Source organism: Pseudomonas sp. FYR_5, assembly GCF_043106315.1.
Taxonomy (GTDB): domain Bacteria; phylum Pseudomonadota; class Gammaproteobacteria; order Pseudomonadales; family Pseudomonadaceae; genus Aquipseudomonas; species Aquipseudomonas putida_Y.
On sequence record NZ_JBICMK010000060.1, the window covers coordinates 1 to 21,658 of the forward strand.

The following is a 21,658-nucleotide window of genomic DNA, read 5'->3' on the forward strand; positions in this document are numbered from 1 at the left end:
CTGACGCCGGTCTTGCCGGTCAAACGACCGTAGGTGGCAGCCATGAAACCTGCAGACTGCTCATGACGGGTCAGTACCAGCTTGATCTTCGACTTGCGCAGGGATTCGAGCAGGTCGAGGTTTTCCTCACCGGGGATGCCGAATACATACTCGACACCTTCATTTTCCAGGCATTGCACAACGACATCGGCGGCCTTGGCCATTTGGGGTACTACCTCAAAATCTTTGTGGGATTGCAGATTTATTAAGCTGCGTGACTGAGATGTTGCAGGATGTCTCAGTGGCGCGCATCGTAGGCCCTCTGGTTAATAATAATAAATATATTGTTATGATGCTTAGCATCACATTTCGTTATGAATGCATCCCGCATGAAAGGTAGCACCCCTCAATGAACCTCAAGGCATTGCGTTGCTGTGTCGAAATCGTCCGCCAAGGCAGCTTCACCAAGGCCGCGCAGCACCTGCACATCGCCCAGCCAGCGCTGAGCATGGCCGTTACCCGGCTGGAAGAAGAACTGGGGGTCACCCTGTTCAACCGCACCACGCGCAAAGTGATCCTCACGGCAGAGGGCGAGCAGTTCTTGCCGCGAATTGCCTCCGCCCTGCGCGAAATGGACATTGCCCGGCAAGAACTGCGCGACATGGCCGATCTCAAGCGTGGTGAAGTTCGCCTGGGTATTCCGCCGATGTTCGGCCTGCACTACGTCCCCGGGTTGATGAACGCCTTCCGCCAGTTGTACCCGGGCATTGCCATGACCGTGTTCGAAGGCAGTGCCGAAGACATTGGCCACCGCCTGGAGCAACGGGAAATCGACCTGGCGCTGCTGGAGTCCCGGCGTGTGCCGCCCGACAAGGAGTCGATCCTGCTGGGCAGCGACGAGATGCTGGCGTGCATGCACCCTGATCATCCCTATGCCGGCAAAGCCTTCCTCACCGCCGAAGACCTGCGCAATACCGACATGGTGGTGTTCGATCGCACCTTCGTTCAACGCCATCTTCTGGATGCGTTCTTCGCCGAACATGGGATCACTTACCAGGTGGCGCTACAGAGCAACTTCGTCTCGCTGGTGGTGCAGGCCGCGCTGGACAACATGGGGGTGGCGACCCTGTTGCGCTCAGTGCAGCAACGTACGCCAGGTATCGTCGGTGTGCCCTTCCGGCCGGCACAGCAAATGAGTTTCCGCTTGTGCTGGCGCTCGGGGGAATACCTGTCGCTGGCGAGCAAGCGGTTCATCGACTTTGCTGCACAGACGCATTACCTGGAGCGCTGAGGGCCAATCGGGGGCTGCATCCTCGACGTTGCAGCCATCGATTGACTATTATCCCGCCTTGAACGTTTCAGCATGTTTCAATAGGGATACAGATGTCAGTCCAGGAACGCCCCCCGCTACCCAGTAAAAGCACCGTCGCCAAGATGGAAGCTGCCATGGCACTGGGCAGCTTTGCCATCGGCACCGGCGAATTCGCCATCATGGGCCTGATGCCCGACATTGCCAGCAATTTGCAGTTGAGCGAGCCGCAGGTGGGTCATGCCATCAGCGCTTATGCGCTGGGGGTGATGGTTGGCGCTCCGACACTGGCCATTCTCGGTGCCAAACTGCTGCGCAAGCACATGCTGCTGCTGTTGATGCTGCTGTATGCCGTGGGCAACCTGGCCACTGCCTTTGCCCCCTCGTTCGGTGGCCTGGTCACATTTCGTTTCATCAGCGGCCTGCCCCACGGTGCCTACTTCGGCATTGCCGCAGTGGTGGCCTCGAGCATGGTGGCCAAGGATCAGCGCGCGGGGGCCGTTGCCCGGGTGATGATGGGCCTGACCTTGGCCATGTTGCTCGGCAACCCGGTTGCCACCTTCCTGGGCCAGTACTTCGGTTGGCGTTCGGCATTCGTGCTGGTCGGCGCGATCGCCCTGTGCACCATCGCCCTGGTCTGGCGTTTCGTGCCCCAGCGCCACGACGAAACACGCAGCGATCCGCGCAAGGAGCTACAGGCCTTTGCCCTCCCACAGGTCTGGATGGCGCTGGCCATTGCTTCGATCGGTTTTGCCGGCATGTTCTGCGTGTTCAGCTACCTGGCACCGACCATGCTGCAAGTGACCCAGGTGTCGCCACAGTGGATTCCGTTCGGGCTGGCGGCGTTCGGCGTGGGCGGCATCGTCGGCAACATCGCGGGCGGCAAGCTGTTCGACCGCCTGCAGTTCCGCGCCGTGGGGCTGGTACTGATGTGGTCGATTGCCGTATTGCTGTTCTTTACCTTCGCCGCCCAGGCGCTGTGGAGCCTGCTACTCGGCATCGGCCTGGTGGGTACCATGATCGCCCTGGCGGCACCACTACAAATTCGCCTCATGGACATTGCCCATGAAGCGCCAAGCCTGGCAGCGGCGTCGAACCATGCGGCGTTCAACCTGGCCAATGCCCTGGGGCCATGGCTGGGAGGCATGGCGATTACTGCGGGTATGGGCTGGACCAGCACCGGGTACATCGGCGCCGCGACTGCGCTGGTTGGTCTGGGCATCTACCTGGTGGCGCGGCGGATGAAAGGCGGGCATTGAAGCCGGCCTGGTCATAAAGGGTTACCCTACCCCGTTATGCACCCGCCACTGCCGAGTCATTCATGTTCGATTGGGAAGACCTGCGCCATTTCTCCGCCTTCAGCTCGGCCGGCTCGCTGTCGGCCGCCGCCAAGACCCTGGGTGTCGACCACGCCACCGTGGCTCGGCGCATCGCCTCGCTCGAAGCTTCGCTCAAGCTCAAGCTGGTCGACCGGCGCCCCCGCGCCTATGCCCTCACCCACGAAGGCCAGCGTGTGGCGGAACTGGCCGAGCAGATGGCCATGTCCTCTTTTGCCCTGGAGCATTTCGCCAGCGCCGGCCAACAGGCAGTGGAAGGCGAAGTGGTGCTCTCGGCACCACCGGCGCTGCTGGGCAGTATCGTCGCCCGACGCCTGGGCGAACTGTACCAGCGCTACCCACAACTGCGCCTGAAGCTGGTAGGCAGCAAATCCAGGGCATCCCTGGCCCGCCGCGAAGCTGACATCAGCATCGCCCTGGCCAGGCCGACAGAGCCAACCCTGGTGGTCAGCCTGCTGGGGCACCTGGATTACCGGCTGTACGCGTCGCCCGGTTACCTGGCCAGCGCAACGGCAAGGCGCTACATCGGCTACGACGAGTCCCAGGCCCGTTCACCACAACAGCAATGGCTCAACCTCCAGGCCGGCCAGCAGCCGTTCGCATTGCACAGCAATGACCTGCGCATCCAGGCCCAAGCCTGTGCCGGCGGCATCGGTATCGCCTGCCTCCCCGCGTTCATGGCACAGGAACACGGCCTGAAGCAAGCAGGCAGCGCCGAACAGACCATGAGCATCGAAATCTGGCTGGCCGTGCATGAAGACGTACGCGCCACACCGCGGATCAAGGCGGTTACCGACTTCCTCCAGCAGCAGGTCCGGCCGCTGCTGCGCTTGTGAATTCTTGCAGATGGCAAATGCATCAATACGGAATTTTCGCCCAAGCCTGCCAACGTTAGGCTAACTCCATCACTCACGCCTTTGAAGGAGACGACGATGCAGTACGTAAAGCTGGGTAGCACCGGGCTGGACATTTCAAGGCTGTGCCTGGGCTGCATGACCTTCGGCGAACCCGACGCCGGCACTCATCCCTGGACCTTGGGCGAAGACGCCAGCCGGCCAATCATTCGCCACGCCGTCGAGCAAGGCATCAACTTCTTCGACACTGCCAACAGCTATTCCGCCGGCACCTCGGAAATCATCCTCGGCAAACTCCTGAAGGAGTTTACCCGCCGCGAAGAAACCGTGATCGCCACCAAGGTGTTCTTCCCTGCCAACATGTGGGAAGGCGCCAGCCGGCCCAATGAGCAAGGCTTGTCACGCAAGGCGATCATGGCCAACATCGACGCCAGCCTCAGCCGCCTGGGCACAGACTACGTCGACCTGTACCAGATCCACCGCTGGGACTACCACACTCCCATCGAGGAAACCATGGAAGCCCTGCATGATGTGGTCAAGGCCGGAAAGGCGCGCTACATCGGCGCATCGTCGATGTATGCCTGGCAGTTCGCCAAGGCCCAGCAGGTAGCCGCCAGCCACGGCTGGAGCCGCTTCGTGTCGATGCAGAACTACCTCAACCTGATCTACCGCGAAGAAGAGCGAGAGATGATTCCGCTGTGCCTGGATCAAGGCATCGGCCTGATGCCCTGGAGCCCGATGGCGCGCGGCCGCCTGACCCGGCCGCATGGGCAGCAGACCGAGCGCACGCGCACCGATGTGTCCGGGCAGTCGTTCTATGAAAAGACCGAGGTGGAGGATGGCCGGGTAATCGATGTGGTCGAACAGATCGCCAGCGAACGGGGGGTGCCGATGGCCCAGGTTGCTCTGGCCTGGGTGCTGGGTAAGGCCGGTGTTAGCGCCCCTATCGTCGGCGCCTCGAAGCCCGCCCACCTGGACGATGCCCTGGGTGCACTGTCACTGCAGCTGAGCGAAGACGAGGTGGTGCGCTTGCAGGCCCCTTACGTTCCCCACGCGGTCACCGGCTTCAAGTAGCGCGGGCTTGCGGCAGTTGGTATGGGTCCGCGAGCTGGTCAGCCTCGCGGAAACCATTACAATGCGCGGCCCAACCTGAAATATGTTTTCCCCATGAAATCACTGCTTTACGCCATAACCTTATTATTTTCCTTTACCCTCCCCGCCTTGGCCAACCCGCCGGCCACCTTCACCGAAGCCAAGGTGGTGGCCAAGCAGAAGGTTTATCTGGACCAGGCCAGCAGTGCCATGGGTGACCTGTACTGCGGTTGCAAATGGACCTGGGTGGGCAAGTCTGGCGGGCGCATCGATGCCGCCTCGTGTGGTTACCAGACGCGCAAGCAGCAGAACCGCGCCGAGCGCACCGAGTGGGAACACATCGTGCCCGCCCACACCTTCGGCAACCAGCGCCAGTGCTGGAAGAACGGCGGCCGTGAGCACTGCGTGGACAACGACCCGGTGTTCCGCGCAATGGAGGCCGACCTGTTCAACCTTTATCCCGCCGTGGGTGAGGTCAACGGTGACCGCAGCAACTTCAACTACGGCATGGTCACTGGCAATGCCGGCGAATACGGCCAATGCACCACCAAGGTCGATTTCGTCCAGCGCACCGCCGAACCGCGTGACGAAGTCAAAGGCCTGGTGGCCCGCACCACCTTCTACATGTTCGACCGCTACAAGCTGAACATGTCGCGCCAACAGCAACAGTTGCTGATGGCCTGGGACAAGCAACACCCGGTGTCGGCCTGGGAGAAAGAACGCGACCGGCGCATTGCCGCGATCATGGGCCATGGCAACCCGTTTGTAAGCGGCGAACGCAAGTGGACTGCCGGCTACAAGCCGGTTGGCAGCGGCGTGGCACAGACGGTGCCGGTAAAAGCGGCCAAGCCTGAGGCCAAACCAAGCCTGGCCAGCGCCGGTTCGGTCGGCGCCGTGCTTGGCAACCGCAACAGCCACGTCTATCACCTGTCAGTCGGCTGCCCGAGCTACAACCAGGTTGCAGCGAAGAATCAGGTCACCTTCGCTAACGAAGGTGAAGCGCAGGCAGCAGGCTATCGCAAGGCAGGTAACTGCCGCTGATCGTTTCAAAGGCTGCGCGGCCCCTGTGGGAACGGGGTCGCGTCAGCCGTTGACCAGGTTTACCGGCCGCTCACCGGCCAGCGCGCTGAGCAGGTTGTCCACCGCGCAACGCGCCATGGCCTGGCGGGTGTCCTCGGTCGCCGAGCCGATGTGCGGGGTCGCTACCACGTTATCCAGCTGCAACAGCGGCGAGTCGGCCGGCAGCGGCTCATGCACGAACACGTCCAGCCCCGCACCGCGGATGCGCCTGGCCCGCAGCGCATCGATCAGCGCCTGCTCATCCACCACGCGACCGCGTGAGATGTTCACCAGAATTGCCTCTGGCTTCATCAACGCAAGTTCCCGTGCGCCTATCAGCCCTTCGGTGCTGGCGCTCAACGGCACCGTCAGGCAAACGAAATCTGCCTGCTGCAACAGCTTATCCAGGCTGCACTGGCATGCGCCATAGCGTGCTTCCACCTCGGGCTTGGCACGCTGGCTGTGATACAGCACGCGCATGCCAAAGCCCGCGGCCGCGCGCCGGGCCAGGGCCTCGCCAATGCGGCCCATGCCGACGATGCCCAGCGTCTTGCCGTGTACATCACTGCCAAAATGCGCTGGCCCCAGGTTGGCCTGCCAGCGGCCGTCACGCACCCAGTTCGCCAGCTCCACCACCCGCCTGGCGGTAGCCAGGATCAAGGCAAAGCCTGTGTCCGCGGTGGTTTCGGTCAACACGTCGGGCGTGTTGGTGAGCATCACACCACGCCTGCTGAGTTCAGCAATGTCGTAGTTGTCCACGCCTACCGAAACGCTCGACACCACTTCCAGTTGCGGGGCAAGGTCGAGCAGGCTGGCATCCAGGCGCAGGCTGGCCCCCAGCAACCCGTGCGCCCCCGGTAACGCATCGCGCAGGCGGGCCAGGCCATCGGGCTGGGTAGTATCCACCCAGGTCACCTCGACGCGATCTTGCAGGCGTGCCATCAGGTCGCCGGACAGGCGTTTATACAGGACGATTCGCTTCTTCATTGCGGGTTTCCTAATGGTTCATGGCCAGACGCGAGCTATCGCGCTTTGCCCGGCCAGAGGTCTGGGAAGTATTGAGCGCAGCGGTAAGCGCCACTGCCGTCAGCAGCGCACCGCACATGAACAGATAAGAGGCGCCGGGCCCGCCCGTAGCCCCATTGAGGTAACCCACCAGCCACGAACCGCCAAACGAGCCCAGCGCCCCCATGCTGTTGATCAGCGCCATGGCGCCGCCTGCGACGTTGGCCGGCAGGATTTCGGGCACGATCGCGAAGAACGGGCCATAAGGTGCGTACATGCAGGCACCAGCAAGCACCAGCAATGCATAAGACAGCCAGAAATGCTCGCTGCCCAAGGCGTAAGAGCTATAGAACGCCACGGCGGCAATCAGCAGCGGCGGCCAGACGAAGCGCTTGCGCTTTTGCAGGCGGTCCGACGCCCAGGACACGCCCACCATCGCCAGCACCGCCGCCAGGTAGGGCACCGAGGCCAGCCAGCCGGCCTGCACGATATCGACGTTCGCCGCCTGCTTGAGAATCGATGGCAGCCACAGCACGAAGCCATACACGCCGATGCTCCAGCAGAAGTACTGCAGCGCCAGGATGATCACCTGCGGCGAGCGAAACGCTTCGCGGTAGTTCTTCACAGGCTTGATACCCTGCTGCTCGGCAGCCAGCGCCTGCGCCAGGGCGGCCTTCTCCTGCTCGCTCAGCCACTTCACCTGGGCCGGGCGGTCATCCACCAGGCGCCACCAGAAGAACGCCCAGATCACAGCGGGCAAGCCTTCGATGATGAACATCCAGCGCCAGTCGTAATGCTTGATCAGGTAACCCGACACCACCGACATCCACAGAATGGTCACCGGGTTGCCCAGCATCAGGAAAGTGTTGGCGCGCGAACGCTCGGCCCGGGTGAACCAATGGCACAGGTACACCAGCATGGCCGGCATGACCGCAGCCTCCACCACCCCGAGCAGGAAGCGGATGCCAATCAGCATGTAGACGTTGCTGACCATGCCGGTAAGCGTGGCAAGGCCGCCCCACAGGATCAGGCAGACGAAGATGAGCTTCTTCACGCTGCGCTTTTCAGCGTAGATGGCACCAGGCACCTGGAAGAAGAAGTAACCGAGAAAGAACAGCGCCCCCAACAGCGAAGACATCACCGGGGTGATATGCAGGTCTTCGGCCATGCCGGAGGCAGCGGCGAAGCCGTAATTGGCGCGGTCCAGGTACGCCAGGCTGTAGGTGACGAACACAATCGGGATGATGTACCACCAGCGGCGAGGTGCCAGGCTTTGGCTTTGCATGGTTTGTTTCTCCTGAGCTTGTTGTTTTTGTTGCAACAGGTGATTCGGGGTCGGCTCATGCGCTTCTGCGCAGGTCGTAGGCCTCCAGTTCATGGCGCAGCGGCAACCCTTCCATGTCGCCCCGCGATTGCACGGCACGGCTGCCGCACCAGTTGCCACGCGCTACCGCCTCGACTATCGGACGGCCCTCCAGTAGCGCGCTAAGCACACCGACGGCAAAGGCATCACCTGCACCGACGGTGTCCACCACGCGGCTGACTGGCACGGCGGCTACCTGCCCTTCGCCCTTGGCGCTGCGGAAGTAGGCGCCAGCGTCGCCCAGCTTGATCACCACGAGCTCCACCCCTTGGTCCAGATAGAACGCGGCGATATCAGCCGGGGTGTGCTGACCGGTCAACAACCGCCCCTCTTCCAACCCCGGTAAAACCCAGTCGGTCTTGGCCGCCAGGGCATTGATTTCACGCACCATGCTGCTTTGATCGGGCCACAGCGAGGGACGCAGGTTGGGGTCGAACGATAGGCTTCGCCCGGCTGCGCGCATCTCGTCCAGCAGCGCGTGGGAAAGCGCCCGACAGCTGTCCGACAACGCCAGCGGAATACCGGTAGCGTGCACGTGGCGAGCCTGCAGCCAAACGGGGCTCAACATCGCAGGTGACAGCCTGCTGGCCGCCGAACCGCGGCGAAAGTACTCCACTGCCGGGTCGCTGCCATCATCGCTGCGGGCCTTGAGCTGAAAACCCGTCGGGTAGTTGGCATCCACCTCGACGCCGGAACAGTCCAGGCCTTCGCCGCGCAAGCTGTCGAGCACGAAACGGCCCAGCGAATCGTCACCAACCCGGCTCAGCCAGCGTACCTTGAAACCCAGCCGCGCCAGGCCGATCGCCACGTTGCTGTCGGCGCCGGCGATGCGTTTGCCGAACTGGCCGACAGCGGCCAGGTCGCCGGCCTGCTCGGCAACGAACATGGCCATGGTCTCGCCAAAACACAGCACGTCATGTTCATGCATGGTCCAACTCCTGCGCCGCGCCCAGTGCAGACAGGTGACGTACCTGGACCCGGGTCAGCGCCAGCAGGTCGTCGCCCACCAGTGGGTACTCGACAGCGCGCACCACGCCCGGCGCGAACTCGGCCATCAGCGCTGCCCACTCCTGCAGGTCCGCCGCTTGCGGCGGTATGGCAACCAGACGGCCATCGGCCCGACGTTGCACGGCCTTGCAATGCACATAGCGCACCCAACGGCCTAGCTGCCTTGCAGCTTGCCGCGCAGGCTCACCCTGCCACTGCCAGTTACCGATATCGAACGTCATACCCAGGCGCAGCCCAAGCGGGTCGACGCGCTGGAAGAACTGCAGCATCGGTTCGAGCCTGCCACCTTGTGCGGTCTGATCGTTTTCCACCAGCAACAGAGGCCCATGCGCAGGCAGCAGCGACGCCAGGGCCGTCACATCGCAGTGCTCATCGAAGTGCCCCAGGGAAACCTTCAGCGCCACCGCGCCAAGCGACCGGGCAATTTCCAGCTTCTGCACCAGTAGCGGGTCGGGCACGCCTTGCGCGGTCCACAGTTCAAGGGGGGTGGAGTACAGGCATTCCAGGCGCAGCGCGGCAATGACCCTACCCAGCGCAGCGGCGTCCGGTGCACTGGCGAACAATTCTTCGCGCAGTTCGACGCGGCTGACGCCAGCGGCGGCCAGCAGGTCCAGAAACTGCTCCTGGCCACGTTGGCGCACAAAGTCGGCGCCGTAGCTGGAGAGACTGATGGAAACGGGGTTCGCGTGCATTGTTCTTGTCCTTATGAAACCGGTTTCATTTTTTGATCAACAGCAGCAGGCACAAACCTGCTGTTTCTTACTGGGGTTGGGTTGAACCGCGAATGATCAGGTTGGCTTTGAAGTCGATGCGCCGGGCTGCGCCGCTATCGCCGCGCAAGCGACCGAGCAGGCTTTCGAATGCCGCCACGCCGATACGCTCGGTGGGCTGGGCCAGTGCGGTAATGCCTTTGCCAACCAAGGGGTACCAGTCGAGGTCGTCGAGGGCGATCAGCCCGACATCGGCAACCAGGTTGCGCCCGGCCTCGAGCAGGGCCCGGGTCACCGCCAAGGTGGCAACGCCGTTGAAGGTGAAGATGGCTTGCGGACCATGGCCACTGTGGGCAAGAAACGAAGCCAACTGGCCCTGCAGCCCAGCGCTGATTTCAAGTACCTGCTGACGCATGCCTGGCCGGCGGCTGATCGACGCGCCGAACGCCTGCACCCGCTCCAGGCGTGAACTGGTGCCATCGAGGGGTTCGCTGACCGCCAGGATGTCGCGGTAGCCCTGGGCCTGCAGGTGGTCGAGGGCCTGCTCGACTGCGTCGGCATTGTCCAGGCCGACAAGGTCCACATTCAGCTCGGGCAATTGGCGGTCGACCAGCACCATGGGGATGTCACGCTGCAGGTTGAGCAGTTCGCCGGGGTGGTGACCGAGCGTGTTCACGATCAACCCTTCGACGTTGTAGCTCTGCAGGGCCACCAGGTGGTGACGCTCCTGCTCGTCGTCGCGGTTGGTGTTGCACACCACCAGGCTGTAACCATGTTGACGGCAGGCGGTTTCCACGCCGTGCATCACGGCCACTGAATAGGGGTTGAGGATATCGGCCACCAGCATGCCGATCAGTCGCGTCTGGCCGCGCTTGAGGCCGCGAGCCATCTGGTTGGGGCGATAGCCGAGGCGTTCGATGACCTCTTCCAGCCGCTTGGCCGTGGCTTCGGCCAGCAATTGGCGGTCGCCACCAATGTAACGGGAGACGGTGGCTTTGGAAACGCCAGCAACACGCGCCACTTCGCTGATGGTGACCCGTTCGCGGGTATGGGCAGGCGCGTCGGTCATGGGTTTTCCTTATGATTGTTTTAATGGGGATGAAACCGGTTTCAATACAGCAAAAATGCGCGGGTTCGTCAACAGGCCGTTGGTCGGGCGCGAATTCAGTAAATGTTAAATCGCATTAATAATATTGCATAAATTATTGATATTTTTAGATTTATATCTATGGAACAGGGCTTACCCTGGAATCTGATTACGTTAGGGGATGGCACGGGCTTCGCCCGTGTTCGCGGGTAAACCCGCTCCTACGGGCGAGGGCGCAGAAAAACACGTCAGCGAAGCGACTTCACGTCACCGGCCGTGACGGCACTGCCTTGGTTACCCCAACTGCTGCGAATGAAATTCACCACCTCGGCAACCTCCTGGTCGCTCAGGCGCCAGCCGAAAGCCGGCATGGTGAAGTTCGACGGCGCAGTGTGCGTTGCCGGTACCGTGCCACCGGCAAGCACCACATGGATCAGCGACGTGGCATCCGCCGTCTGCACCACCGGGTTGCCGGCCAAGGCCGGGAACACGCGGGTGTAGCCCTGCCCGTCGGTGCGGTGGCAGGCCGCGCAGTTGTCGATGTACACCGCCGCCCCAGGCTTGCTGTCGTCACCCTTCCATAGCGCATCCGCGACCTGCTTGTCGTAGACATGCGGCTGGTCATCCGGATTGCTCGGCGGCAGGGTTTTCAGGTAGCGGGCGATCGCGGTCAAGTCGGCATCACTCATGTGCTGCATGCTGTGCTCGACCACATCGCTCATGCCGCCGAACACGGCGCTGCGATCACTGCGCCCAGTCTTGAGAAACTGCACCAACTGCGCTTCGCTCCAACTGCCCAGGCCGTCCTTGTGATCGCCACGCAGGTTCTTGGCAACCCAGCCTTCCAGCGGCGCGCTGCCGGCCAGAAACTGCTCGCCATCGGCCGCGCTCAGGGCCTTTTCCTGCATGGTCAGTGCCCGCGGCGTATGACAAGCGCCACAATGCCCAAGGCCCTCGACCAGGTACGCCCCGCGGTTCACCACAGGGTCGGCTGTCGCGGATGCCTGCCAGGGCTTGGCCTCTGGCGCGAACAGACCGCGCCAGATTGCCAGCGGCCAGCGCATGCTCAGCGGCCAGGGAATGTCAGAGGCCTTGTTCGCCTGCTCGACAGGCTCCACGCCCTTCATGAAATAGGCGTAGAGCGCCTGCATGTCCTGCTCGCTGACCCGCGCATACGACGGGTATGGCATGGCCGGATAGAGCGTACTGCCGTCCTTGCCGATCCCCCTGCGCACGGCCTTGTCGAAGTCTTCGAAGCTGTACTGGCCAATGCCACTGGCCGCCGGGGTGATGTTGGTGGAGTACACCGTGCCAATCGGCGTTTCCATCGGCAACCCGCCGGCAAAGGGTTTTCCGCCTTTGGCGGTATGGCAGGCCACGCAGTCACCGGCGCGGGCCAGGTACTCGCCCAGGCGTACCTGCGCATCGTCATTCGCTACGGCCTGTGCAGCCGCACCGGCACCCAGCACCAGGGTGGCGATCAACAGTGTCTTCATGCTCATCGCTCCTCAAGCCTGGACCAACGGACCGGGGTTTTTCAGGTACTGCTCACGGATGGCGCGGGCCGACCAGTACGTGAGCGCGGCCACCAACCCGGTCGGGTTGTAACCCAGCCCCTGCGGGAACGCCGAAGCCCCCGGAACGAACACGTTGTGTACGTCCCAGCTTTGCAGGTAGCGATTCAGTGCACTGGTTTTGGGGTCGGTGCCCATGATTGCCCCGCCGTTCAGGTGGGTGGTCTGGTAACGGGTGGTGTTGAAGTGGTCCTTGACCTGCTTGCCCAGCACGGCAATGGCCTTGGGGTTCATCGCTTGGGCGATCTTGCTCAGCTTGTCGACCATGAACTGGTTCATCTTGATGTCGTTTTCCTGCCAGTCGAACGTCATGCGCAGCAGCGGCTGGCCGTAGGCATCGCGGTAGGTGGGGTCCAGGTCCAGGTAATTGCCACGGTAGGACTGATGGGCGCCGTGGGCGTCCATTGACACCTGGTGGGTGTAGTAATCGGCCGTGGCTTTCTTCCAGGCACTGCCCCAGGCCGGTGTGCCCGGCGGGTTGGAGGTACCGGCAATCGGCCGGCTGCCGGCCTGGTTCACCCACATTGGCGAACCGCCGACGAAGCCGTGCGGGCCATGGTCGAAGTTGTCGGCGTTGAAATCGTCGATGGCAATGCCATTGCCACCCGCGCCGATGAAGTTGTTGGTGTAGGTGTCCTTGTCGAAGAACGCCTTGACTGTCCCCATGTTCTGATAGGCGAAGTTACGCCCGACCACACCCTCGTTCTTCACCGGATCATAAGGTTTGCCAATGCCGGAAAGCAGCATCAGACGCACGTTGTTGAACTGGAAAGCCGCCAGAATCACCAGCTCTGCCGGCTGCTCCACCTCGCGCCCCTGGGCATCGATGTAGGTCACGCCGGTGGCCTTGCGCTTGCGGTCGTCCAGGTTCACCCGCAGCACATGGGCATTGGGCCGCAACTCGAAGTTGGGCACCTGACGCAGCGCCGGCAGGATGTTCACGTTGGGCGAGGCCTTGGAGTACATGTAGCACACGTAGCCACTGCAAAAACCGCAGAAGTTGCACGGCCCCATCTGCGCCCCGTAGGGGTTGGTGTATGGCCCTGAGGTGTTGGCTGACGGCAGGTTGTAAGGTTTGTAGCCCAGGTTGGTGGCAGCCTTTTCAAACAGCCTTGCCGATACAACGTTCTTCTGCGCGGGCAGCGGGAACGGGTTGGAACGGTCCGGCGCATAGGGGTTGCCGCCCTTCCCTTCACCGACCACCTGGCCTTTGACGGTCCAGGCCTGGCCTGAAGTGCCAAAGACCTTTTCGGCAAAGTCAAAATAGGGCTCCAGCTCTTCATAACTGACGCCGAAGTCCTGGATGGTCATGCCTTCGGGAATGAACGTACGCCCGTAGCGCTCTTCATAGTGGCTGCGCAGGCGCAGCTCGACGGGGTCGACCCGGAAGTGCACACCCGACCAGTGCAGGCCCGCGCCCCCCACGCCCTTGCCCGGCAGGAATGCGCCCAGCTGGCGATTGGGCAATGCCACATCATGCACGCTATGACGGACAGTGACGGTTTCTTTCGATACATCGACGAACAGCTTCTTGCGCACGCTATAGGTCAGCTCATCGATCACCTGCGGGTAGCTGCCTTCGGGGTAGGTATCCTGCATCGGCCCCCGCTCCAGGGCTACCACGTGCAGCCCGGCCTCGGTCAGCTCCTTGGCCATGATCGCACCGGCCCAGCCGAAGCCGACGATCACCGCATCCACTTTGTTCAACACAGTCGCCATGCCTCAGGCCCTCTCGCCGCGAATCGATACAGCCGGGAACGGGTAAGGCTCGTTGCGCTCGACCCAGTCCATGAAGTCGGCGCGGGCGCCGGGGAAGCCGATCTGGGTCCAGCCGACCATGCCTTTGTTGCCGCCATGAATCGGGTCGCAGAAGAACCCTTCGCGCGTGTTTTGCACCAGCAGGCTGAAGAACACCTTGGCCGGAACGGTTTCGAAAACCACCTCTCCTGCCTCCAACGTACTGAGAATGCGGTCCTGGGTAGCGCTATCTTGCGCAGCAAAAACCTGTCCGCCATTGGCCTTGCACCAGCCGTCCACGGCAGCGATGCCCAGGCGGTAGATTTGTTGCGGGCTGAGCTGCAACTGGTAGCCCAGCTCGGGCGGGGCGTCGGCGTTGAACGGCCCTTGCATGTACCACTGTGCGCCAGTCGCGTAGGGGGTGTTCATTTGCCTGTCGATAAATTCGGCGGCGCCCGCTTCGAGTGCCCCTGGGCCAAGCTCATCGGCCGGGATGATGCGGGAAACGGCAGCTTGTAAAAAAGCCCATTCTTCGGCGCTGAAGAATGTCGGTTGATAGTTGCCCGCAGGCGGCGTGGCCGGCACTTTCGGTTGCTGATGCGGTTGCGGGGCCGCAAGCAGTTGGCTGGCGCCCACGCCAAGCCCTGTACTGGCCACTGTAACGACAGGGATCAGGGTCAAGGTCTTGCGCAGAAAATCCCTGCGCGGGTTGTCTGGGGCATGCTCAGGCATTGCGAATCCTCATCGGCTTTGGGGTGGCCTTGATAAGCGCCATCTGATTTTCAATTGAGAGGTGATCTTGATAGGCCATCAAGAAGACAGCCGAATAATCTAGCGCGTTCAGAAAGGTTTTGAAACCGGTTTCATTCTTACCTTCCCACCCGGCTTAACCTCCAAGGACGCGGTTCCAGATTGCAAGAATAACCGGCCGCGCCTACTGCATGATCTGAGTTCAGAACTCGACTTTGCGCCGCAAATCGGGTTGAAATTACCGCCCCCCAATCCCCCAACCTTGGGGGAACGCAGCCCACCGCCAGCCGCTCGCAAAATCCCCAGCTGAGAGGTTCGAACCCTTGCCCCACAAGGCCTGCAACGCAGACCTCAGATATTGGCACAGCTCTTGCCGATCTCCTCCCAGACGCCCCAAGTCCATGGGCCCGTTTGCAGGAGGAATTGACTCATGCACCGACCGATACCCCACCCGCTGGCAGTGGCGATTTTCGCCAGCATGCTCCAGCTCCCGGCGCAGGCCGCCTTGAACGCTGTCGATCCAGGCGCTTACGTTCCTGCCAACGGCGGCTTCCCCGCCTGGTACCAGGACAGCCACGGTCGAACCCTCGACCTGTGCCTGACCAAGGCCGTCAGCTCCCGGGTCGCCGGCGCGCCTGACGCACCCTCATACATGTGCACGCTGCTGCCCACGCCTGGTGTGTTCGACGATACCCAACCCATCGTCTTCCCCACCAACTTCCCTGACGAAGCGTTCTGGTTCACTGCCGACGCTGCAATCGTCGACGCCGCCCGTGGCATCGACCTCAGCTACGGCACGGCGATCGAAGCGGCATTCGCCGCCGAGGAACCTGTCGAGGGTGACCAGGTCAGCTTTGCCCGAGTCCGTATTCGGGTCGACGTCCCCACCGCGGGCACCTACGTGGTCACCCACCCCTATGGCGTTGAAGTGTTCGATGTACCCGCTGCAGGACGCCGGGCGATCAACATGACCCGCGACATCGGCATCGCCGGCGCAGGCGACTTCACCGGCGCACTCAAGGGCGATGTCGGGCCGTTCCTGCGCAGTGTCAACGGCCCCTACACCGAAGGCAACGAGCGCTTCATCGGCGACCCGAACCTGGAAGAGCAGGTCACCGGCAGCCCATTCAACACCAATTACGTACGCATCGAAGGCCCTGGTGGCATCGACCTGCGCACCGAGCTGTTCGCTGTCTCCGGCAAGCTTTCCGAAGTGGCCCTGCCAACCCCGCTGATGCCACAACGCAGCACTTACTCAAGGCATACCGAGAACGGCGACCTGATCGCCCAGCAAGACATATTCGTGTTGGCCCCGCCGCCACCGGCAAGCGTCACCCTGACCAGCCAAACGCCCAACCTTGGCCTCACCGAGGCCAACGGCACCGGCGCCTGGTACGCACAGTCAGCCCTCAACCCGGCGGCCGGAACCATCGTGACACTGTCCGCTGACAACAGCGTGGCGGTCCCCACCAGCAGCCTGACCACCAGCAACATGCCACTGACCGACCTGGTCACCATCACACAGGCCCAGTACCGCTTGTCCACCGGCGAGCTGACCTTGGTGGCCAACACGAGTGACGAAACCACCCCTCCAGTACTTACCGCACATACCGGCAACGGCACGTTGATCGGCAACCTGGGCGGTACCGGCGCCGTGAAGACGTTGAGCATGACCTTCTCGCCCATTCCGCCGGCCAAGGTGCAGGTCACCAGCGCCAACGGTGGCAGCGACACCGAAGACGTGGTGCTGGTGCCATGAACAGACAAAGGCTCAGCCTTCAAGGAGGCAGCATGAACACTTGGTCGCGCCGTGCGCTGTTGGCCGCCGGTTTCTCTCTTACCGTTACCAGCGCCGCATTCGCCGCGCTGTCTGATGTCGACCCGGGGCCCTACACCTTCGCCACAGGTGGCTATCCGATGTGGTACAAGGACAGCCTCGACCAATCCCTGGAGCTGTGCCAGTCACGTGCCACCAGCACCCGTGCGCCAGGCGCGCCAGGGGCGCCGGCCTACATGTGCACCTTGTTGCCCGAGCCCGGTGTCTATGACGATGCCCTGCCGCTGGTATTTCCAGATAACTGGCCACCGGAGATGTTCTGGTTCCTGGCCGAAACCTCGATACCACAAGTAGGTAACAGCGGTTATGAGCTGGAGGTCTACGTTGCCGGTTTAGAGGCAGCCTTCGCTGCTGAAAACCCGGTAGACGGTGATCAGCAAAGTTTCGCGCGCATCCGTATCCGTGCTTCGGTCCCACGCACCGGCACCTACACCATCACGCACCCTTACGGGGTGGAGACGGTCAACGTCACCACGGCAGGACGTCGCGCGATCAACATCACGCGGGACATAGGCATTGGCGCTCCGGGCAACTTCCAGGGGGCGCTGGAGGGTGCGATCGGCCCTTGGCTGAAGGGGGTTGGCGGGCCGTATACAGAGGTCAACCCTGACACTGGTACCACCGAAACCTACATCGGCGACCCCAATATCACCGAAGCGGTAACCGGTAGCCCCTTCAATACCAACTTCGTGCGCATCGAAGGGCCCGCTGGCACCATTCAGACCAACACGTTCACAGTGTCTGGCAAGGTGCTGGACCAGCGGGCACAAACCCCGGTCACCCTGGAGCGAGCCACGTACTCGCGCAACGGCAGCGGCACCCGCGTGGAAGTGTTCGCCAAGGCCCCGAATGAGGCCAGCCTGTGTATGCGCAATGGCCTGGCACTGATCGGCACGCCGCCTTCGCCGTGTCAGTTCACCCTGACTTCGGACAACAACGGTTTGTTCTTCAGCCAGCAGTTCAACCAGTCGGTGCCGCCAGCGGTGGTGGTTGTCACCGCCAGCAATGCAGTCGGCGGCACCCAGCCGACTGCACTCTCGAGCAAGCTCAGCGACGTGGTCAAAGTCAGCACCGCACGCTATGACTGGGCCAACAAACGTCTGTTGATCGAGGCCAGCTCCAGTGATGAAGTCGTGGTCCCCGACCTGCTCGCCCAAGGCTACGGCCGCATGTCGAAATCGGGCACGCTGCAAAGCATCACGGTCAACGACCTGGCTCAACCGCCCGCCACCGTCACGGTCAAGTCTGCCCATGGCGGTAGCGATGTGGAGCCGGTGATCGTGGTCGGCAACGCCCCGGTCGAGGCCGCCAACCAGCCACCGCTGGCCCAGGCCGATGTCGGCAACACCAGTGTCGGTGTCCCGATCACACTCAACCTGCTACTGAACGACAGCGACCCGGATGGCGACGTGCCGCTGACCATCAGCGACCTGACCCAACCCGGGACCGGCCTTGGCGGCGTCGTGATGAACGGCACCACCTCGGTGACCTACACGCCGCCGAGCGGGGCCACACAACCGCTGGTAGCCACCTTCAGCTACCGGGCGATGGATGCCAAGGGCCTGAAGTCGGAACCGGCCACGGTCACCATCAACGTCGCGCCTAACCAGGCACCGACTGCCAACCCGGAGACCGTCGCCACCCTGGGCGTGCCATTGACCATCAACGTGCTGGCCAACGACACCGACCCGGAAGGCAACGTACCGCTGAGCGTGGCCAACATCACCCAGCCAGCCGCCGGCCGCGGCACGGTCAGCACCGACGGCACGACCGTAACCTATACCCCACCGGCCACTGTAACCACAGCCTTCACCACCACCTTCACCTACCAGGCACGTGACTCGCTGGGGGGGCTGTCCACCCCAGGTACGGTCACCGTCAACGTGTCGCCTCGGCCTGCCGCTGAAACCTTCGCTGTCACGACAGCCACAGTAACGGCGCGCTCCAACAACCGTTACAACTGGGACATCAGTGGCACCTCGTCGGTGACTACCGGCAATACCGTGACCGTGCAGGTAACCACAACTACCGGTGTCCAGACCTTGGGTACGGCCACGGTAGCGCTGACCGGGCGCTGGCGCCTGGTGGTCAGCAATAGCACCACGATCATCCCGACTGCGGCACCGACGGCGACGATCACCACCAGCCAAGGCACCACGCGCACCGTCAACGTCATCGTGCAGTAAAAGCCGGAGGCTTCGATGAAACGGCTGTACTCCCTGTTGCTCTGCCTGGCCCTGGCGGGCCAGGCCTGCTGGGCAGAGGACCTGATGGACAATGCCGACCTCGCACCCGGCAACGACCTCGGTGAACCAGTGATCATCCGCCTGCTGCCGGCCGGTGCCGGCCAGGCTGCGGTGATCGAGCAACAAGGGTCAGGCAACCGCGCCGCCCTCGACCAGAACGGTCAGGCTCTGCTGGGCCGTATCGTCCAGTCTGGCGGTGCTCAGGAAGCGTACATCTTGCAGGAAGGCAGTGACCTGATGGCCATCATCAGCCAACAGGGAAATGGCAACAGCGCGTCGATTCGCCAGAGCGGCAGCAGCAACAGCGCCGCCATCGAGCAGATCGGCAACGACAACAGCGCCAGCATCGTGCAGTCCGGCTCGGGGCTCAACAGCTCCGTTACCCAGGCTGGCAATGGCCAGCATGTTCAGATCACCCAATACCGATAGACCTGGAGGCACCACCATGTACAAGCTCGCTCCGCTCAGTGCCGCTATCGTCCTGGCCCTCGCAGGTCAGGCCATGGCTGCTGACAGCACCTCGTCCCAGACCCAGGACGGCAAGGAAAACATCGCCGAAGTCTTTCAGGCTCAGGCCCCCTTCGCCTCGGCCACCCAGCACCAGACTGGCAAGGGCCACAACCACCTCGCCGTGCAAGCCGAAAGCACCAGCGATATTCAGCAGAGCGCCACCGGCCAGTACAACGCCGGCTACGCTGAGCAACTGTTCGAGAACGGCAGCCAGATCACCCAGCAGGCCGCAGGCAGTTACAACGATGCCTTCGCCAGCCAGTCGATAGGGGCGAACAACGAATCGCTGCAAACCCAGCAAGGCGTCGGCAATAGATCCACCGTGTGGCAGGACAGCCAGGAAGGCAGCAAAGCCACCAGCTGGCAATCCGGCCAGCGCAATGAGGCGTTCATCGAGCAGACCTTCGGTGGCAGCAACAATCGCAGCACCGTCAACCAGACCGGCCAGGACAACTATGGCACCACCGAGCACCTGAACCATGTCGATGGCGATATCCAGATCTACCAGGATGGCCACGACAACTGGGCCTATGGCGACCAGCGTGACGGCACCGGTGGCACCATTGCCATTGGTCAATACGGGGGTGGCAACTCGGTGGAAGTGTGGCAGGACACACAGGTGGGTAGCCAGGCCTCCGTGGTCCAGACCGGCCAGCTGAACGAAGGCTATATCGACCAGAGCTTCGGCGTCAGCAACAAGGTCAGCCTGTCGCAGCAAGGCAATGCCAACGCCAGTTGGTCGGACCAGTTCGAGACCAACAATTCAACCACCAGCATCACCCAGACCGGCAACAACAACCTGCATTTCACCTATCAGAATGGTGAAAACCTCAACCTCACCATCAACACCCAAGGCAATGGCAACAGCATCACCGCCAGTAACTGGAAAGGCGCCAAGATGGGTGGCCAGTTCGGTACCAACCAGAACGCCACCATCAACCAGACCGGCAATGGCAACGGCGTAAACCTGACCCAGAAGGGCGCTGACCAGCTGGCCACGCTGACCCAGACAGGTAAAGGCAACCAGATGTCGACCAAGCAGGATGACGTCAGCAACGAGCTGTACTTCGAACAGAACGGCACTGACAACATTCTGATCGCCGACCAGCGTGGTACCGACAACTATGCCTACGGCAGCAGCCAGGGCACCGGCAATACCATCACCCTCGACCAGTCCGGCTATAGCAACCAGAGCTACACCAACCAACTTTACGGAAGCGGCAACGAAGCCACCATCAAACAGACTGACAACATCAACGTCGCCTACGTGACCCAGGGAGGCCAGGGCAACATGGCGTTCGTCGACCAGAGCGGTGTCGCCCAATCCGCCACCATCACCCAGCTGGGCAGCGCGAACCTGGCCACTGTGACCCAGCAGTAAACCGCTCCCCCTTGAACCGCGGTGCTCCTCTCCCTGGTGCCGCGGTTCCTTTTTCTGTTGCCCCTCCCTCTGCAGTCTTTCGATCCGGTCGGCATGTGCAAGCCCTTGGAGTGTATCTGTCGGGGTACAATGGCAAACCGATCAAAGATGTGCAGCAGCATGATCCAGTCCGACCTCGACCTGTTCGGCCCCCAGCCGCAACGCCTGGCCAGCCATACCGTGCTGCTGCCCGGCTTCGCCCTGGCCGAAACCGAGGCGCTGCTCGATGCCCTGCGCCCGGTGCTACGTGCCGCGCCGTTCCGGCACATGTACACCCCAGGAGGGCTGCGCATGGCGGTAGGGCTGACCAACTGCGGTACGTTGGGGTGGGTGAGTGATCAACACGGCTACCGATACAGCCCCAGCGACCCACTCAGTGGCCAGCCCTGGCCTGCCCTGCCCCCGGTCCTGCTCGCCTTGGCCGCCCACGCGGCAGCCATAGCCGGGTTTGACGGTTTCGAGCCGGATGCCTGCCTGGTCAACCATTACCTGCCAGGCACACGCCTGAGCCTCCACCAGGACCGCGACGAGCAGGATTTCGGCCAACCGATCGTGTCGGTGTCGCTGGGTTTACCGGCGGTGTTCCTGTTTGGCGGCCTGCAGCGTGCCGACAAGGCTCAGCGCATTGCACTGAGCCACGGCGATGTGCTGGTCTGGGGCGGCGAAGACCGCTTGCGCTTCCACGGCGTGCTACCGATCAAGCCCGGTGTTCATCCGCGCCTGGGCGAACGGCGGATCAACCTGACCTTGCGTAAGGCAGGTGCCTGAACAGGGTCAGTCC

The 21,658-nt window shown here is 62.5% G+C and carries 19 protein-coding genes; 10 read left to right on the forward strand and 9 right to left on the reverse strand.

Going from position 1 to position 21,658, the window contains the following annotated elements; genetic code table 11:
- A partial coding sequence (locus ACF8RA_RS09655) for a thiamine pyrophosphate-binding protein (protein ID WP_249226214.1) occupies nucleotides 1-203 on the reverse strand: 203 nt, incomplete at its 3' end.
- A gap of 185 nt (nucleotides 204-388) precedes the next feature.
- Between ACF8RA_RS09655 and ACF8RA_RS09660 the strand changes: the two genes are divergently transcribed.
- From ACF8RA_RS09660 to ACF8RA_RS09680, 5 genes are all read left to right on the forward strand, one after another.
- Complete coding sequence (locus ACF8RA_RS09660; RefSeq protein WP_021783794.1) at nucleotides 389-1,270, forward strand: LysR family transcriptional regulator; 882 nt, start codon at nucleotides 389-391, stop codon at nucleotides 1,268-1,270.
- Nucleotides 1,271-1,362: 92 nt separating this feature from the next.
- Entirely contained in the window at nucleotides 1,363-2,547 is a 1,185-nt protein-coding gene (locus ACF8RA_RS09665; RefSeq protein WP_392519131.1) for an MFS transporter, read from the forward strand.
- Between the two features lie 62 nt (nucleotides 2,548-2,609).
- Nucleotides 2,610-3,461, forward strand: coding sequence for a LysR family transcriptional regulator (locus ACF8RA_RS09670; RefSeq protein ID WP_392461140.1), 852 nt, complete (start codon nucleotides 2,610-2,612; stop codon nucleotides 3,459-3,461).
- 96 nt (nucleotides 3,462-3,557) lie between these two features.
- The gene (locus ACF8RA_RS09675) at nucleotides 3,558-4,553 is read left to right on the forward strand and encodes an aldo/keto reductase (protein ID WP_176683469.1); all 996 of its coding nucleotides are present in this window, start codon (nucleotides 3,558-3,560) and stop codon (nucleotides 4,551-4,553) included.
- A gap of 93 nt (nucleotides 4,554-4,646) precedes the next feature.
- A complete protein-coding gene (locus ACF8RA_RS09680; protein ID WP_392519132.1) occupies nucleotides 4,647-5,612 on the forward strand; it encodes an endonuclease in 966 nt (321 codons plus the stop codon).
- A 42-nt stretch (nucleotides 5,613-5,654) separates the two neighbouring features.
- Here the strand turns inward: ACF8RA_RS09680 and ACF8RA_RS09685 are convergent, their stop codons facing one another.
- From ACF8RA_RS09685 to ACF8RA_RS09720, 8 genes are all read right to left on the reverse strand, one after another.
- Nucleotides 5,655-6,617, reverse strand: a complete 963-nt coding sequence (locus ACF8RA_RS09685) for a 2-hydroxyacid dehydrogenase (RefSeq protein ID WP_392461142.1) — start codon at nucleotides 6,615-6,617, stop codon at nucleotides 5,655-5,657.
- Nucleotides 6,618-6,627: 10 nt separating this feature from the next.
- Entirely contained in the window at nucleotides 6,628-7,920 is a 1,293-nt protein-coding gene (locus ACF8RA_RS09690) for an MFS transporter (RefSeq protein ID WP_392461143.1), read from the reverse strand.
- Between the two features lie 55 nt (nucleotides 7,921-7,975).
- Nucleotides 7,976-8,926: a sugar kinase gene (locus tag ACF8RA_RS09695; RefSeq protein ID WP_392461144.1), complete on the reverse strand. Its 951-nt coding sequence runs from the start codon at nucleotides 8,924-8,926 to the stop codon at nucleotides 7,976-7,978.
- Nucleotides 8,919-9,698, reverse strand: coding sequence for a sugar phosphate isomerase/epimerase family protein (locus ACF8RA_RS09700; RefSeq protein ID WP_392461145.1), 780 nt, complete (start codon nucleotides 9,696-9,698; stop codon nucleotides 8,919-8,921). The genes ACF8RA_RS09695 and ACF8RA_RS09700 overlap by 8 nt, the downstream gene beginning before the upstream one ends.
- A 67-nt stretch (nucleotides 9,699-9,765) precedes the next feature.
- The gene (gene ptxS / locus ACF8RA_RS09705; protein WP_064614648.1) at nucleotides 9,766-10,785 is read right to left on the reverse strand and encodes a transcriptional regulator PtxS; all 1,020 of its coding nucleotides are present in this window, start codon (nucleotides 10,783-10,785) and stop codon (nucleotides 9,766-9,768) included.
- A gap of 266 nt (nucleotides 10,786-11,051) precedes the next feature.
- Nucleotides 11,052-12,299 carry a c-type cytochrome gene (locus tag ACF8RA_RS09710; RefSeq protein ID WP_392488067.1) on the reverse strand — a complete coding sequence of 416 codons (1,248 nt, stop codon included), beginning with the start codon at nucleotides 12,297-12,299 and terminating at the stop codon, nucleotides 11,052-11,054.
- A 12-nt stretch (nucleotides 12,300-12,311) separates the two neighbouring features.
- Nucleotides 12,312-14,096 carry a GMC family oxidoreductase gene (locus tag ACF8RA_RS09715; protein ID WP_209965643.1) on the reverse strand — a complete coding sequence of 595 codons (1,785 nt, stop codon included), beginning with the start codon at nucleotides 14,094-14,096 and terminating at the stop codon, nucleotides 12,312-12,314.
- Between the two features lie 3 nt (nucleotides 14,097-14,099).
- Nucleotides 14,100-14,846 (reverse strand): gluconate 2-dehydrogenase subunit 3 family protein, encoded by a 747-nt coding sequence (locus tag ACF8RA_RS09720; RefSeq protein WP_103444449.1) that lies wholly within the window; start codon nucleotides 14,844-14,846, stop codon nucleotides 14,100-14,102.
- Nucleotides 14,847-15,294: 448 nt separating this feature from the next.
- Between ACF8RA_RS09720 and ACF8RA_RS09725 the strand changes: the two genes are divergently transcribed.
- From ACF8RA_RS09725 to alkB, 5 genes are all read left to right on the forward strand, one after another.
- Complete coding sequence (locus ACF8RA_RS09725; protein WP_176683453.1) at nucleotides 15,295-16,623, forward strand: hypothetical protein; 1,329 nt, start codon at nucleotides 15,295-15,297, stop codon at nucleotides 16,621-16,623.
- A gap of 32 nt (nucleotides 16,624-16,655) precedes the next feature.
- On the forward strand, nucleotides 16,656-18,887 hold the full coding sequence (locus ACF8RA_RS09730; RefSeq protein WP_392519133.1) for an Ig-like domain-containing protein: 2,232 nt from the start codon (nucleotides 16,656-16,658) through the stop codon (nucleotides 18,885-18,887).
- A gap of 15 nt (nucleotides 18,888-18,902) precedes the next feature.
- On the forward strand, nucleotides 18,903-19,376 hold the full coding sequence (locus ACF8RA_RS09735) for a curlin (RefSeq protein WP_176683451.1): 474 nt from the start codon (nucleotides 18,903-18,905) through the stop codon (nucleotides 19,374-19,376).
- Nucleotides 19,377-19,392: 16 nt separating this feature from the next.
- Nucleotides 19,393-20,838 carry a curlin gene (locus ACF8RA_RS09740; RefSeq protein ID WP_176683450.1) on the forward strand — a complete coding sequence of 482 codons (1,446 nt, stop codon included), beginning with the start codon at nucleotides 19,393-19,395 and terminating at the stop codon, nucleotides 20,836-20,838.
- A gap of 159 nt (nucleotides 20,839-20,997) precedes the next feature.
- Nucleotides 20,998-21,645 (forward strand): DNA oxidative demethylase AlkB, encoded by a 648-nt coding sequence (gene alkB / locus ACF8RA_RS09745; protein ID WP_209965633.1) that lies wholly within the window; start codon nucleotides 20,998-21,000, stop codon nucleotides 21,643-21,645.
- Nucleotides 21,646-21,658 lie beyond the last annotated feature (13 nt).

Excerpts from the sequence above, each read along its gene's own strand:
- ACF8RA_RS09680 (WP_392519132.1), top strand. The coding sequence starts at position 4,647 with ATGAAATCACTGCTTTACGCCATAACCTTATTATTTTCCTTTACCCTC.
- ACF8RA_RS09740 (WP_176683450.1), top strand. The coding sequence starts at position 19,393 with ATGTACAAGCTCGCTCCGCTCAGTGCCGCTATCGTCCTGGCCCTCGCA.
- ACF8RA_RS09735 (WP_176683451.1), top strand. The coding sequence starts at position 18,903 with ATGAAACGGCTGTACTCCCTGTTGCTCTGCCTGGCCCTGGCGGGCCAG.
- ACF8RA_RS09715 (WP_209965643.1), bottom strand. The coding sequence starts at position 14,096 with ATGGCGACTGTGTTGAACAAAGTGGATGCGGTGATCGTCGGCTTCGGC.
- ACF8RA_RS09720 (WP_103444449.1), bottom strand. The coding sequence starts at position 14,846 with ATGCCTGAGCATGCCCCAGACAACCCGCGCAGGGATTTTCTGCGCAAG.
- ACF8RA_RS09730 (WP_392519133.1), top strand. The coding sequence starts at position 16,656 with ATGAACACTTGGTCGCGCCGTGCGCTGTTGGCCGCCGGTTTCTCTCTT.
- ACF8RA_RS09700 (WP_392461145.1), bottom strand. The coding sequence starts at position 9,698 with ATGCACGCGAACCCCGTTTCCATCAGTCTCTCCAGCTACGGCGCCGAC.
- ACF8RA_RS09660 (WP_021783794.1), top strand. The coding sequence starts at position 389 with ATGAACCTCAAGGCATTGCGTTGCTGTGTCGAAATCGTCCGCCAAGGC.
- ACF8RA_RS09695 (WP_392461144.1), bottom strand. The coding sequence starts at position 8,926 with ATGCATGAACATGACGTGCTGTGTTTTGGCGAGACCATGGCCATGTTC.
- ACF8RA_RS09710 (WP_392488067.1), bottom strand. The coding sequence starts at position 12,299 with ATGAAGACACTGTTGATCGCCACCCTGGTGCTGGGTGCCGGTGCGGCT.
- ACF8RA_RS09690 (WP_392461143.1), bottom strand. The coding sequence starts at position 7,920 with ATGCAAAGCCAAAGCCTGGCACCTCGCCGCTGGTGGTACATCATCCCG.
- ACF8RA_RS09725 (WP_176683453.1), top strand. The coding sequence starts at position 15,295 with ATGCACCGACCGATACCCCACCCGCTGGCAGTGGCGATTTTCGCCAGC.
- ptxS (WP_064614648.1), bottom strand. The coding sequence starts at position 10,785 with ATGACCGACGCGCCTGCCCATACCCGCGAACGGGTCACCATCAGCGAA.
- alkB (WP_209965633.1), top strand. The coding sequence starts at position 20,998 with ATGATCCAGTCCGACCTCGACCTGTTCGGCCCCCAGCCGCAACGCCTG.
- ACF8RA_RS09675 (WP_176683469.1), top strand. The coding sequence starts at position 3,558 with ATGCAGTACGTAAAGCTGGGTAGCACCGGGCTGGACATTTCAAGGCTG.
- ACF8RA_RS09670 (WP_392461140.1), top strand. The coding sequence starts at position 2,610 with ATGTTCGATTGGGAAGACCTGCGCCATTTCTCCGCCTTCAGCTCGGCC.
- ACF8RA_RS09685 (WP_392461142.1), bottom strand. The coding sequence starts at position 6,617 with ATGAAGAAGCGAATCGTCCTGTATAAACGCCTGTCCGGCGACCTGATG.
- ACF8RA_RS09665 (WP_392519131.1), top strand. The coding sequence starts at position 1,363 with ATGTCAGTCCAGGAACGCCCCCCGCTACCCAGTAAAAGCACCGTCGCC.